Source organism: Fannyhessea vaginae DSM 15829 (assembly GCF_000159235.2).
Taxonomy (GTDB): domain Bacteria; phylum Actinomycetota; class Coriobacteriia; order Coriobacteriales; family Atopobiaceae; genus Fannyhessea; species Fannyhessea vaginae.
Window position 1 is genome coordinate 887,408 of record NZ_ACGK02000001.1, and the last position, 13,901, is coordinate 901,308.

Below are 13,901 nucleotides of genomic sequence, written 5' to 3' on the forward strand. Positions count from 1 at the left end.
AACTATATGTCAATTATCTTACGTATATTGTTGATCATAGGTGCTGTAGGACTTATGGCTGTTGTTTTACGAAGCATTAAAAAGTCACGCATACAGATAGAAGACTCACTTTTTTGGGTATCGTTCGTGGGAATTGTAGTTATTATAGCTTTGGTACCTGCTGTAATGATCTTTTTTGCACGCATATTAGGTTTTGTTTCTACCAGTAATTTTGTCTTTTTATGTGTAGTGGGTATCTTGCTTATCAAGGTCTTTACCTCATCTGTCGAAATTTCTCGCCTTAAATTTAGACTTAATCAGCTCGCGCAAGAAATGGCACTTGCGCAAAAGAAAACACGCGAAGACAACGAAAAGAAACTCCCCTTTGAAGAAATTGTTGAGCCATTTAAGAACACACGCATTTAATACGTAGTACCAATTTAAACGTATCAAATTATTGCAAGCGTCAAACTTTTGGCGAGATCTATTACAAGGAATGAGCCGATGACATCACTTCTTATTGCATATCTCTACGGACTTTTACTTCTCGTTATACCTGGGTACACACTCGGTACAACTCTGCCTATTTCAAAGGTATGGAGACTGATCTTTGCTCCTCTTTTAAGCGCAGCGCTTATATCTATAATTGGTGAAGTAGCCTATCGCTTAGGAATAACGCTTACCACATCACGTTTAGTAACACTTGCGCTTCTTAGTTCTTGTATGATTCTTGTCATATATACAGCCTATCTCGTACACACCAGTGGCGAGTCGCTTAAAACGATAGGTAAAGAAGTTATACGGCAAATATGCGTCCGCAATCCAAAGGACGCAGGCAGCACTCCAAAGACGTACTCAACACTTGCTCCTATTGACTGGCGCATCGCATTATTTGCGGTAGTTTTTGCAGTGCTTGTTGGCTGGGCTTGCTATGCACAACCTCTAGGAGACCCCAATCAAATTGGTACGCTGTGGGATATTATGTGGCATGTCTCCTCACCGCGCACCATGATTAAAACGGGGATTTTTTCCTCATTTAATACCAGTATGTATTTACCCACAGAAGCAAACCTTGCGCCTTTTGACGTTGTTACTAGAACCATGTATCCATCCATTTGGCATATCTTGGCAGCGTGTATATCTCAAGGCACAAATACACCAATTTCAATAGCTGTTCATGCGCTTAATTTACTGTGTATTACCTTCATTTTTCCTCTGGGCATTTTAGGATTTATGAAATGTATCATCCCAAATCGTCGCTTTGTTCTCATTGCAACTGCCACCATATCTCCATTCTTTTTCTCATTTGTTTGGTTTGCTTTAATCTACGGACCAATTTTACCCTTTGACTTTGCTCAGTGTATGATACCTGCCTTATGTTGCAGTTGGTTTTATTTGGTAAAAGGTTGGAAATCATCTCAAAAAGTACTTTTGATTTTATTGTTTATATTGTCATCTTATACGATGGCTTTCACACATACATCAGGAATTTTTACGGCCGCAATTATCCTATGGCCTTGGACTGCATGGTACCTATATCATCTCGACTCTCATTGCATAAACTGGTTTGGCAAAAGAATATCACCAAAGGTCGTCAGCTTTGTGTTCGTGTGTTTATGTGTTGCTATATGGGTAGTTTTCTTTTTCCTTATTGTTAAAGATGGATACTTACGAGGGTATAACTGGTATGCAGAAAAAGACATGCTGACAGCAATCAGAGATACTTTATTTCTCAACTTTGCGAATGGTCGTATTTATGTATATATTATCCCACAGCCACTCCTACCTGTACTTGTAGCAGTAGGCATCTATGCGACTGTAAAACGGACAAAAACCTCGTTTTTGCTTTTCCCATTTTTCTATTTTGTACTTACCACATTTTATATACAACAATTTGATTCGATCGTAAAAAGATTTCTATCGGGATTTTGGTATACCGATTTTGCACGTACGGGCTCATGTGCAAGTTTGATTGCTATCATGCTTGCTGCTCAAGGTCTAGATACCATTATTGATAAAGCATACAAGTTCATGCAAACTTCTAAACTCACACAAAAGATCAGCCGCGCTAAAAGTCTTCATACGCTTTGTGCAGCAGCTGTCCTTGCACTCTCGGTCCTATGCTTCTTTTTTCTTAAAAACCCAAGTAAAAACTATAATCAAACTGAGCCTTTTGAATATCGTAATCAAATCAGAGCCTTTTACACACACAACGATGATTTAAGCCAAGAAGAGAGAGCGTTCATGCTGAAAGTTCGCGATCTTGTTGGAACAAATACTACGATACTCAATAATCCCTATGACGGCTCATTGCTAGGATACGGGCTTTTTGATCTTAAAATTGTATATCGTCATCCATATATATGGTATGGAGATGAGCTCCATCATACGCAATGTTTGCGCACAAATATTATAAACTGGACAAGGAGCGCAGAGTTAAGACAGGCACTTCAAGAAACAGGAGTTCGCTACGTTATGAAGCTTAACAAGCCTGGACAAATTTCGTTTGGATGCCAGTATATACCTCAACAGTTTGCAGGCATAAATTCTATAAACGATACAACTCCTGGCTTTAAGTGTGTACTGGCCGAAGGTACCATGCGTTTATATGAGATAGACGATTCAGCGACAATTGCACAATAACTCAAAAAGACACTATCGTCTCCTTTTATATCTGGCAAAGTAAAAAAAATGAATACCTCCTCATAAAGACTAAAAGCATAATGAACCAAAAAAAATACTGCTCTCGTCCTTTATTCAAAGAACGAGAGCAGTATACATACGTATTTAATAGCCTGTCGACTTAGCGATTTTCATACATCTTTTTGTAGTAGCTTTGATACGCACCTGAGCAGACATGCTCGGTCCATGCCTGATGCGATAAATACCAATCAATGGTTTTAATAATACCGTCTTCATACGTTGTTTCTGGGTACCAACCAAGTTCATCTTTAATCTTGGTAGGCTCAATACCATAACGCCTATCATGACCTTTTCTATCCCCAACGTAGCGGATTAAATCTTCTGTGATTGCACGGTCTCCTGTGACGTTACGGACGTGCTCAACAATGGTTTTTACAATGTAGATATTTGAGCGCTCATTATGACCGCCAACGTTATAGGCATTGCCCAACCGTCCGCGTTGTAGCACCATATCAATTGCCTTGCAATGATCATCTACATACAGCCAATCGCGCACATTAAGACCATCTCCATAGACCGGCAATTCTTTATGGTGAAGCGCATTATGAATCATAAGCGGAATCAATTTTTCTGGAAACTGATATGGTCCGTAATTATTTGAACAGCGCGTCACAAGTGCGGGAAACTTATACGTATCCCAATAAGCGCGCGTGAGCATGTCTGCAGATGCTTTTGAAGCAGAATACGGGCTATGACCACACAATGGTGTATCTTCATGAAAATAGGTAGTATGTGCAGGATCTTTAGGACTCCCGTTTGGATTTACCTGATCTGGAATTGCAAGCGCACCGTAAACTTCGTCAGTTGAAACTTGTAAAAAGCGATGATCACCAAAACTTCCTTTATCATCAAGCCAAAGCTTCTTACAACAGTTAAGAAGGGTAACGCAGCCTAAAACATTTGTTTCGACAAAAATCTGAGGAGTCTCAATGGAGCGATCTACGTGGGACTCAGCTGCAAAATTTACCACATAGTTAGGTTTATAGGTACGCAGCACGCGTGAAACCTCATCAGCATTACGAATGTCCACACGCTCAAAGGAATACCGCGAATCATCTTCTATGGAACGCAGGTTTTCAAGATTTCCTGCATAGGTAAGGCAGTCCATGTTAACGATGCGAATATCGGTATAGTTACGCAGCATATAAAGGATAAAATTAGAGCCAATAAAGCCTGCACCGCCGGTAACCAGATATGTTTTCATGATTGTTCCTTTCACGTTTGCGAGGTTGCATGTAAACACATGCTGACAATAGTTAGTGCGCGTTCAAAGAGCTCTGTACATATTCGATATGTTCAAAATAGCTTGCCAGCGCATCTGACCAAGGGCGCATTTCGTTGCCTATGGTTTGTGCAAGATGTGCATTTTCTAAGCTTGAATAGCAAGGACGCTGCGCCGCTTGAGGATTCATGCGCTTATACTCTTGAGAGGTACATGCAACAACCTTACACGCAAGCTGCGCGTGCTTCATAATTGCCGAAGCAAAATCGAACCATGAACAAGTTCCTTCATTAGTCACATGATAAATTCCATAGGACTGAGTTTGAGCAATACGCAAAATCTCGTATGCCAAATCATTTGCAGAAGTTGGATTTCCCATCTGATCACAAACAACAGAAATCTGGTCATGGGTTTTACCAAGCCCAATCATGGTTTGCACAAAATTCTTGCCGACATATCCATAAAGCCAAGCAGTTCGAACAACAAATGATTTTGGATTTTGCGCCAAAACTAAAGCTTCGCCAGCAAGCTTAGTACGACCGTATGCACTTATTGGACATGGATAATCATCTTCGGTGCGAGGACGTGCCTCGGTTCCGCTAAAAACATAATCGGTAGAAACTTGAACGAGTTTTGCGCCTTGTTCTGCACATATTCGTGCAAGATTGAGAGGTCCTTGTGCATTGGCACTAAAGGCCGCTGCCTCGTGTTGCTCACATCCGTCAACGTTGGTCATAGCGGCACCGTTAATAACCAAATCATAAGGATCTCTGTCAGCAATATAGGCACGCACAGCTTCATAATCAGAAATGTCTAGATCTTCAAGATCGGCGTAATCAACATGTGCGTTAGCATATTCAGAAGGCACTGGCCCTATTTCGGCTTGTAAGGTGCTCAAAAGGCGTTGCAATTCACAGCCAAGCTGGCCATGTGAACCCGTAATAAGAATATGAAGTGGTTTCATTACTCAAAATCCTTTTCACTTGGTATGATTTTACCTTCGGCAACAGCTTTAAGATGCCGACCATAATCGCTTTTTCCGTAACGATCAGCACAGCATAACAGCTGTTCTTGGGTGATCCATCCATTCTCGTATGCAATTTCTTCGGGAACACTCACAGGTAAATCCTGAGCTTGTTCAACCGTACGTACAAATTGCGATGCTTCAAACAACGATTCCATGGTTCCCGTATCGAGCCAGGCAAAACCACGACCCAAAGTAACAACATCTAAACTGCCATCATCTAGGTACATACGATTAAGATCGGTGATTTCATACTCGCCACGGGCGGATGGTGTAACTTTTGACGCAAAATCAACTACGCGATTATCATAAAAATAAAGCCCCGTAACTGCATAATTGCTTTTAGGCACCAAAGGCTTTTCTTCAATAGACACCGCGTTAAAATGCTTGTCAAATTCAACCACCCCAAAACGCTCGGGGTCATCAACTCGATAGCCAAATACCGTTGCACGACCTTGTTGCGCACGCGCAGAAGCTTTGCGCATACGAAGCGCAAGGCCGTTACCATAAAAAATATTATCGCCCAACACTAATGCACATGCATCTGTCCCAACAAAATCTTTGCCTATAATAAAAGCTTGGGCAAGCCCGTCTGGACTTGGTTGTACAGCATACGAAAGAGATATACCAAAATCATCTCCTGTACCTAACAGGCGTTTGAAATTAGGTAGATCATGAGGCGTTGAGATAATCATGATATCTCGAATACCTGCAAGCATAAGGGTTGACAACGGGTAATACACCATTGGTTTATCATATACAGGCAAAAGCTGTTTGCTAGTAACGGTGGTAAGCGGATAAAGTCTTGTACCTGAACCACCTGCTAAAATGATACCTTTCACATGAACCCCTTACAGAAGTGTTCTCTTAAGTTATCTCAATGTATTAAGTCTAACATGAACATGCATGAACGTAAAAATCACAACAGTTGCAACATAGATACCATTGACTTCAGTAACAATTTTGTACGCACACGCAAAGAGATGTGCATGGTAATACTATTGAATCGATCGCTTTGCCTAAAAAATTATGTTCAAGTAGGGTATATTTTTAATGCAAGATAACTTACCACACAACACAGCATGCTCATACATGCAATAAAAGGAGTATTTGTGGCAGTCGATATTGATAAAGAGGCGCTCAGGCGCGAGGTAGCGCAAACCTTAGGTCACGGGCGTGCTCACGAACAACAGCTAAGATCACCTCAACTCTTTGAACTTACCGAACATGCCCATGTAAAGCATATTATTGGCGTTATATCGGGCAAAGGCGGCGTTGGTAAGTCACTCATCTGTGGAGCATCTGCAATTGAGCTTAAACGTCAAGGATTTAACGTAGGCATATTGGATGCAGACATTACAGGTCCATCTATCCCAAAGATGTTTGGGCTTTCTGGACAGCATGCCTATGGAAAAGACGACAAAATTATCCCTGCTCGCTCGTCACAAGACATAAAAATCATGAGCACCAATTTAGTTGTTGAACACGAAACTGATCCTGTCCTATGGCGTGGACCCATGCTTATGGGCGCGCTCAAGCAGTTTTTTGAGGATACTCTTTGGGGCAACCTTGATTATTTGCTTATTGATATGCCTCCTGGAACGGGCGATGTTGCCATAACGGTTTTTCAGTCGATGCCTATAGACGGCGTAATTATTGTGTCCTCGCCGCAAGATTTGGTACAAATGGTTGTTGGAAAAGCTCTAAAAATGGCAAAGATGATGCAAGTTGATATCTTGGGCATTGTTGAAAACATGTCATTTATAAAGTGCCCCGACTGCGACAAAACAATCTATCCCTATGGCGAGTCGCATTTGTTAGATACGTCACAACACTTTAATGTTTGCGCACTTGATCAGGTAGAAATCATGCCCTACATAGCTCAAAGTTGTGATACAGGATTACTAGAAACTACCCTACAAACAGGCCTTATACCAAAGACACTTAAGGTGTTAACTGATCTTGAAGCACAACAAAACTAAGTGCATAGCTACTATTGCTCCTATTAACCGATGCGGAGCTATATAAAAGCACAACTTTCGGTCTGCAAACATGTGGGCTGCTGTGATTTTAGGATACTACGTATGAAACATACCACTTGGAAAAAACCTTCACGACGCGCGCGGACGGCGCAACTCATCCAACAGGCTTATAAAGTCACGGCTCCTCGTAGCGCAGATGTTGTAATCGTAGGAGGAGGTGCCGCTGGTTTAGCGTGCGCCATTATCTTGGCTGAACATGGTATCTCCCCTTGCATTATCGAACAAAATCTAGAACTGGGAACTTCCATTCTTCCTACTGGTAATGGTGCATGTAATTTCTCAACAACGAGTCTTAATCCCTTAGGCTATAACAATCCACATTTTGTTGAGCAATCCTTTGGATCTGACGCACTTCAAGATATTTATGCGTTCTTTAAGCGATGCGGCCTCTTATGGTGTTCAAAAGAAGACCGACTTTATCCTCATTCGTTGCAAGCTTCGTCGGTGACCTCGGTGTTGCGAAGTACCCTAGAATCCTATAAGCACACTCATATATGCGGATGTACAGTTACTCGTATTGATCAACGAGATACGGGTTTTAAAATTAGCTATGAGAACTTATGGGATTTGCAAACAATGCAACGTGCAACTCACGATCGTATACGCAAAACGATTCTTGCACAAAGTGTTGTGATTGCATGCGGCGGAAAAAACAATCTGCCAAACCTTCCATCTCTACTATCAACAACAGACTTTACTCCCCTGTTATGTCCTTTGCTTTGCGCGGATGATCCACTTTTCGTGTTAACTGGATTACGCGCGCAAGCAAAATTATCTCTTGAACGCGCAGATAAGGTAATTTGGCAAGAAGCAGGCGAGCTTCTCATACGTGACTATGGCATATCGGGTATCGTAAGTTTTAATGCATCGCGATTCGCACGTCCACAAGATCGTATAATTGTTAACTTTTTGCCTGAATATACAACATCACAGGCTTACGAGCTTATCTATAACGCGCTTTTATCCTACAAAGAGCGCGTGCATAACGTGCATATGTCTGTAGCTGTAGTGCAAAAGACGTATACTGAGCGCGATCTAGCTTGTGCGCTTAGTGGCATATTTGCGCCCGAACTTGCTCAGTTTTTTGCAAAAACAAGCTTTATAAACCTCAACCAAAAGACTCAAAATTCTACCGATCTAAACACATATGCAGAGGCTTTACGCTTAACTATACAAAGCTATAAACTTAGGTTTATTTCAACTACTCAAACTATGTCAGCACAGGTACATCGAGGTGGTATTTCTAGTACTGATATAAATCCTCACACGTTGGAGGCTCATCATATCCCCGGCTTATACGTTATAGGAGAAGCGCTTGACATAGACGGCATGTGTGGTGGGTATAATCTCTCGTGGGCATGGAAGTCTGGCATAACGGCTGCTCAAAGCATATGCGCGTCATACAAAACTCTTAAGGATAAATAAACATGATTGATGTATCTTCACTTACCTGCAGTTTACAAACATATAAGCGTTGGCATGCCGATGAAAAACGCTGGGTCATTCAACAACTTTGCGCTATGTTTGGCATTTCTGATCATGAAATAGACAACTGCCTCATTATCCGAAAATCACTTGATGCGCGTCATAAGGGTGCTCTTACCATGCTGTATCATGTTCGGATCGCTCTAAAACAAGGAGCAGCCTATGAACAACAACTCATTGATACCTACAACAAAAATCAAACGGATGCAAAGGGCACGGCGCACAGTACCCGCGGCAATAAGAAAGGCGCTCGTAAAGGTCTCCACCATGAGAAAGTATCTTATGCACGAGTAACATATTGCGAAGCAAAACCCGCACCACAATTTCCAGCTTCGTGCAATCTTTCCCTCACCTCTCCAATTGTTGTGGTGGGAGCCGGATGCGCTGGACTCTTTGCTGCACTGTATCTTGCACACGCAGGATTAAAGCCGCTGCTTATCGAGCGCGGAGAATCGGCCTCCGCACGCATGCATTCAATACAAGACTTTATAGCTCACAAGAAACTTAATGCCAACAGCAATATTCAGTTTGGCATAGGCGGTGCAGGAACGTTTTCTGATGGCAAACTAGGAACTGGTACAAAAAGCCCGTTGCATAAGCTTATCCTAGAAACGTTTGTTCGTATGGGTGCGCCTGAGCACATACTATGGGATGCAAAACCTCATATTGGCTCTGATATCTTGCCACGTATCGTTACCAACATGGTAAAAGAAATAGAAGAGTTCGGTGGCGAAGTTCGCTTTTCTACCTTGATGACACGGCTAGAACTTAAGAACAAACAAGTTACAGGTATATGGCTCAGTTCAACGGCAAACGATACTCTTCATAGCGAAGAACACATTGCAACGAATCATGTGATTCTTGCCACGGGACATTCTGCGCGTGATACCTATATCATGTTGCAACGCGCAGGCATATATATGGAAAAAAAGACGTTTGCTATGGGAGTTAGGATTGAGCATTTGCAAACGGCAATAAATGCCGCACAGTATGGATCAAATCCTGCTACAAAAATTTTAGGAGCAGCAGATTACAAAATAGCTTGTCATCTTGGATCCAGAAGAAGCGCGTTTAGCTTTTGCATGTGCCCAGGTGGTTATGTAGTTGCGGCAACAAGCGAAAAACACGCGGTGGTGACAAACGGTATGAGCCTTTCAACACGCGAAGGAGCCAACGCAAACGCAGGCTTTCTTGCCAATGTATTCCCCGAAGATTTAGACAGCGCGGATGTTCTTGCAGGATTAAAATTACAAGAGGAATGCGAACAAAAAGCATATACCATTGCAGGCGAAACGTATCAAGCACCTGCGCAATTGGTAGGCGACTTTTTACAGCATCGAGCATCTACCGGCGCTAGAAGCGTTACTCCTACATATCCGCTTGGCGTAACATGGACCGATATAACACTGTGCCTGCCAAACTATATTACGCAAACCCTGCGCGAGGCACTGCCAGAGCTTGACAAAAAATTACATGGATTTAACTGTGAAGACGCTGTTTTAACAGGAGTTGAAACGCGTTCGAGTTCACCGCTTAGACTTACACGGAGCGAAACGCTTGAATCTCTTTCAACGAAAGGACTCATGCCTTGCGGAGAAGGAGCTGGATATGCAGGAGGGATCATGAGTGCAGCAACTGATGGCTTACGCGCGGCACAAGCGCTTATTCAACTGCTCACGTCATCAACGCTTAGTGATTGATTCCTGTTTTGGCTTAAGGCGCTTAAATGCTTAAGTCTTTAGTCCTTTAAGGCTTCGGGCGTTTGGAAAATTATGCCTTTAAAAGTTTAGACATGTAGTCCTTAAGGATCTGCATAAGATGTGCAAGTTCTGCACGCGCACCTTTACCGGTCAAAAATGGTATTCCGTTAATCACAGGCACATCATGGTATTGAGATGATTTAACAAGAGAAACATAAGCCACAGCATCTTTAAGCGCACAAGGTAAATCCTTAATTGGAACACACTGGATCTCAACATCAAATGAATGTTTACTACAAAATTGCATAAGTTTGGCTGCAACAATCTGCGAAGAAGCAACACCAGTTCCACACGCAACAACAATTTTTGGTTTCATAAACAGCCCCCTTATACCTTCTAGACAGATAAGCAGATAGAATACCATAAATTCTATCTGCTCTGCAAAGTGTTTGTGGCTGAAAAAAACTAGATGAACCACCTTACCATGTTACAAGATTAGTTTTTGATGAGTTCCAATGAACGTTGCAAATAAACGTAAAGAGCTCATCCAATTTGTGATCTTTAAGCAAATCAACAATTTTCTGATGGTCTTCATTAGCAGAACGAACAATTTCAAGCATTCTTTCGCTATGATTACTCACGTGCTCACGACGAATAAAATAACGTTTTTGCTGTTGAAGAAGGCTTATTAAACGCTCATTGCCGCAACGTGATACAAAATATTCATGAAATTTGCGCTGAAGCTGATCGTACTGCGAAAGAAGACCCCCACGAATTGCAAGATCCATCGAATCGATTAAAAATTGCAACTGCTGGTAATCACTGTCAGTTAAATGCTGTGCTGCAAGACAGGCAGCTTGGCCTTCAAGCGGTCCTATAATTTGGAAAATCTCAACAGCAGCCTGTTCATCAAATCCATGAACACGAAAACCTTTGCGAAGTTCGTTGTCTAGGTAGCCATCGTCAGACAGCTTGATAAGTGCTTCACGTACAGGCGTACGTGAGACGCCCATAGCATCACAGATCATTTGCTCACTTACGCGATCACCAGCGGTAATCTTTCCATCATTGATTAACGCGATAATATACTCGTATACATGATCATTAAGCGGTCTGTATTGATCCATGTTTCCTCCGTACTTTCTAATTAACTCTCATCGTGTTCAGTGAAATGCGTTCGTGTAGCTTTAAGCTTATGGAGTTTAATACTTACTACCCAAATAAAATCATATTTACACGGTAATGAGACCGACTTGTATATAGTGCATAAGAATCTTACACACCAAAGGGAACTTAGTATATATCAAATAGGGTGAATCATAATTTTATCATATTAATAACCTAAAAATTATAAAGACGACGACCACACGCGCACGCGTTTAAGCAGACAAAAAAATGATAATACGTGAGTTGTTCTTAGAAGATATACAAGGTGTCCGAAGCAATTTTGCTGCAATCATACATATTACTCAAAACTTGTTATACAAAGAACGTATACAACGCACAAAAACTTATTTCTTAAACCTACTACGCGCGCGACCAAAACTACTCTTTGAGCGAGCCTGTACTTTGAGACGGGCAAGTATATCATCAGCTGACAAACCTTCTAGAACGCTTTGAACCTCTACAATTTGGTCACGTAACTTGGCTGCACGTTCAAAGTCCATAGAAGCCGACGCCGCAAGCATTTCGTCTTGCAGTGCGCCCAAAATCTTGGCGACATCTTCTTTTGGCATACCCTCAAGCGACGAACAAAGCTGAGTTGCAGAATTTTCGCCTGAACTCTTTGAAGGTTGATGTGTTTCGTTGTTGTCAGAAAGCGTACCTGAGGCAGTATAGAAAACGCCGTCTTTACGCTGTTTGGAATCGAGCGTTTCATGTGCCGCTTGTATAAAACTTGTAACGTCCACCATTGATTTTTTGATAGTTTGCGGAACAATATGATGCTGAGCGTTGTAACGCATTTGCAACGTGCGCCTGCGTTTTGTTTCGTCTACGGCAATTTGCATAGAATCAGTCATACGATCTGCATACATAATAACTGAACCAGCTGCATTTCGTGCTGCACGCCCCATAGTTTGAATGAGCGAACGTTTATTACGAAGAAACCCTTCTTTATCTGCATCAAGAATAGCTACAAGTGAAACTTCGGGAATATCAAGACCTTCACGCAAAAGATTAATGCCCACTAAAACATCCAACGTGCCTGTGCGCAAAGCACGAATAATATCAATACGATCGAGCGTGGCGGTGTCAGAGTGCATGTAGTTTACCTTAAAGCCCTCGTCAAGCAAATGTTCAGTAAGATCTTCTGCCATATGTTTGGTAAGCGTAGTAACAAGTACACGTTCATGCTTTGTCACACGCGTGCGAATTTCATCGGCCAAATCGTCAATTTGACCACGGGTAGGACGAATTTCAACACGAGGATCTAGTAAACCTGTAGGGCGAATAACTTGCTCTACAACGTTTTGACTTACACTCAGCTCGTAATCGCCCGGTGTAGCCGATACAAAAACAAATTGCGGTATACGTTGCTCAAATTCGTCATAACGCAAAGGACGATTATCAAGAGCACAAGGGAGCCTAAAACCGTGGTCAACAAGGGTAATTTTGCGCGATCGGTCACCTTCATACATGCCTCTAATTTGAGGAACGCTGACATGCGACTCATCAATAATGCACAGCATATCCTCAGGAAAATAATCTATAAGCGTATAGGGAGCCTCACCGGGCTTGCGGCCATCCAAATGGCGCGAATAATTTTCGATACCCGAACAAAACCCCATCGTTTCGAGCATTTCCAAATCGTAGCTGCACCTTTGCTGCAAACGCTGAGCTTCAAGAAGCATATTATGTGCTTTGAGCTCTTGCACGCGCGCTTCAAGCTCATCTCTAATCGTAAGAATTGCATGATTTATCTTAGGCCGCGCGCTCACATAATGCGTAGCTGGCCAAATGGGAAGCGCATCATACTGCGAAAGCGTATCTCCGGTTACCTCGTCAAATTCGGCAATCATCTCTATCTCATCGCCAAAAAATGACACACGAATGGGATGTTCACCATAAGGAGTAAACACATCAACGCAATCGCCACGTACACGAAACGTTCCACGGATCAAATCAACATCGTTTCGATCATATTGAATATCAATAAGACTTCGTATAAAATCATCACGTTCAAGCGGCGTATTTTTGTCGATAGTAGGCGCAAGACCTGCATAATCTTGTGGACTTCCAATACCGTAAATGCACGATACTGACGCGACTACAATTACATCACGGCGCGAAAGCAAACTTGAAGTTGTTTGATGTCGTAATTTTTCGACTTCCTCGTTGATGGACGAATCTTTTTCTATATAGGTATCAGTCTGCGGAATATACGCTTCGGGTTGATAGTAATCGTAGTACGAAACAAAATAGACAACCGCATTATGAGGGAAAAGCGTTTTCATTTCACTTGCAACTTGCGCGGCAAGCGTTTTATTTGGCTCAATAATAAGCGTTGTTTTTTGCGTTTGCTCAATAAGGTTTGCCATGGTAAATGTTTTGCCCGAACCCGTTACACCAAGAAGCGTTTGATAACGCAGCTTGTCCTGCATGACGCCTTTGGTAAGCGCGTTAATTGCGCGAGGTTGGTCTCCTTTTGGTGCAAAATCAGCAACAACTTGAAAGGGTTGCTGCTGTTTTGAATGTCCAAATCGAACAAGTTCTGCGCCAAAATGATTGTAAGCACTCATCATGCG

At 42.2% G+C, this 13,901-nt stretch carries 11 protein-coding genes; 5 read left to right on the plus strand and 6 right to left on the minus strand.

From position 1 onward, the window contains the following. Window positions 1–6 precede the first annotated feature (6 nt). Window positions 7–405, plus strand: coding sequence for a DUF2304 domain-containing protein (locus HMPREF0091_RS03880; protein ID WP_006302960.1), 399 nt, complete (start codon window positions 7–9; stop codon window positions 403–405). A 78-nt stretch (window positions 406–483) separates the two neighbouring features. Next, window positions 484–2,622, plus strand: coding sequence for a DUF6541 family protein (locus tag HMPREF0091_RS03885; RefSeq protein ID WP_006302961.1), 2,139 nt, complete (start codon window positions 484–486; stop codon window positions 2,620–2,622). 160 nt (window positions 2,623–2,782) lie between these two features. Here HMPREF0091_RS03885 and rfbB read toward each other — a convergent pair whose 3' ends face one another. From rfbB to rfbA, 3 genes are read right to left on the minus strand one after another with little or no spacing between them, the layout of a single operon-like run. Further along, window positions 2,783–3,886, minus strand: a complete 1,104-nt coding sequence (rfbB, locus tag HMPREF0091_RS03890; RefSeq protein ID WP_006302962.1) for a dTDP-glucose 4,6-dehydratase — start codon at window positions 3,884–3,886, stop codon at window positions 2,783–2,785. 52 nt (window positions 3,887–3,938) lie between these two features. Further along, window positions 3,939–4,868, minus strand: a complete 930-nt coding sequence (rfbD, locus tag HMPREF0091_RS03895) for a dTDP-4-dehydrorhamnose reductase (protein WP_006302963.1) — start codon at window positions 4,866–4,868, stop codon at window positions 3,939–3,941. Next, window positions 4,868–5,770: a glucose-1-phosphate thymidylyltransferase RfbA gene (gene rfbA, locus HMPREF0091_RS03900; RefSeq protein ID WP_006302964.1), complete on the minus strand. Its 903-nt coding sequence runs from the start codon at window positions 5,768–5,770 to the stop codon at window positions 4,868–4,870. Before rfbA ends, rfbD begins: the two co-directional genes overlap by 1 nt. A gap of 270 nt (window positions 5,771–6,040) precedes the next feature. On the opposite strand from rfbA, the gene HMPREF0091_RS03905 reads away from it, so the two are divergent. From HMPREF0091_RS03905 to HMPREF0091_RS03915, 3 genes are all read left to right on the plus strand, one after another. Then, window positions 6,041–6,910, plus strand: a complete 870-nt coding sequence (locus HMPREF0091_RS03905) for an Mrp/NBP35 family ATP-binding protein (RefSeq protein WP_010242199.1) — start codon at window positions 6,041–6,043, stop codon at window positions 6,908–6,910. 102 nt (window positions 6,911–7,012) lie between these two features. Continuing rightward, a complete protein-coding gene (locus HMPREF0091_RS03910) occupies window positions 7,013–8,395 on the plus strand; it encodes an aminoacetone oxidase family FAD-binding enzyme (protein ID WP_006302966.1) in 1,383 nt (460 codons plus the stop codon). Between the two features lie 2 nt (window positions 8,396–8,397). Next, the gene (locus HMPREF0091_RS03915) at window positions 8,398–10,155 is read left to right on the plus strand and encodes an NAD(P)/FAD-dependent oxidoreductase (protein WP_006302967.1); all 1,758 of its coding nucleotides are present in this window, start codon (window positions 8,398–8,400) and stop codon (window positions 10,153–10,155) included. Window positions 10,156–10,225: 70 nt separating this feature from the next. Here the strand turns inward: HMPREF0091_RS03915 and HMPREF0091_RS03920 are convergent, their stop codons facing one another. From HMPREF0091_RS03920 to uvrB, 3 genes are all read right to left on the minus strand, one after another. Further along, window positions 10,226–10,531 (minus strand): PTS sugar transporter subunit IIB, encoded by a 306-nt coding sequence (locus tag HMPREF0091_RS03920; RefSeq protein WP_010242203.1) that lies wholly within the window; start codon window positions 10,529–10,531, stop codon window positions 10,226–10,228. Window positions 10,532–10,634: 103 nt separating this feature from the next. Next, entirely contained in the window at window positions 10,635–11,282 is a 648-nt protein-coding gene (locus HMPREF0091_RS03925; protein ID WP_006302969.1) for a GntR family transcriptional regulator, read from the minus strand. A gap of 384 nt (window positions 11,283–11,666) precedes the next feature. Continuing rightward, complete coding sequence (uvrB, locus tag HMPREF0091_RS03930; protein WP_010242206.1) at window positions 11,667–13,895, minus strand: excinuclease ABC subunit UvrB; 2,229 nt, start codon at window positions 13,893–13,895, stop codon at window positions 11,667–11,669. Between the last annotated feature and the right edge of the window lie 6 nt (window positions 13,896–13,901).

What these genes read in the sequence shown, in the direction of transcription:
- HMPREF0091_RS03915 (WP_006302967.1), top strand. Translation starts at nt 8,398, where the DNA reads ATGATTGATGTATCTTCACTTACCTGCAGTTTACAAACATATAAGCGT.
- rfbD (WP_006302963.1), bottom strand. Translation starts at nt 4,868, where the DNA reads ATGAAACCACTTCATATTCTTATTACGGGTTCACATGGCCAGCTTGGC.
- HMPREF0091_RS03925 (WP_006302969.1), bottom strand. Translation starts at nt 11,282, where the DNA reads ATGGATCAATACAGACCGCTTAATGATCATGTATACGAGTATATTATC.
- HMPREF0091_RS03910 (WP_006302966.1), top strand. Translation starts at nt 7,013, where the DNA reads ATGAAACATACCACTTGGAAAAAACCTTCACGACGCGCGCGGACGGCG.
- HMPREF0091_RS03885 (WP_006302961.1), top strand. Translation starts at nt 484, where the DNA reads ATGACATCACTTCTTATTGCATATCTCTACGGACTTTTACTTCTCGTT.
- HMPREF0091_RS03920 (WP_010242203.1), bottom strand. Translation starts at nt 10,531, where the DNA reads ATGAAACCAAAAATTGTTGTTGCGTGTGGAACTGGTGTTGCTTCTTCG.
- rfbB (WP_006302962.1), bottom strand. Translation starts at nt 3,886, where the DNA reads ATGAAAACATATCTGGTTACCGGCGGTGCAGGCTTTATTGGCTCTAAT.
- uvrB (WP_010242206.1), bottom strand. Translation starts at nt 13,895, where the DNA reads ATGAGTGCTTACAATCATTTTGGCGCAGAACTTGTTCGATTTGGACAT.
- HMPREF0091_RS03880 (WP_006302960.1), top strand. Translation starts at nt 7, where the DNA reads ATGTCAATTATCTTACGTATATTGTTGATCATAGGTGCTGTAGGACTT.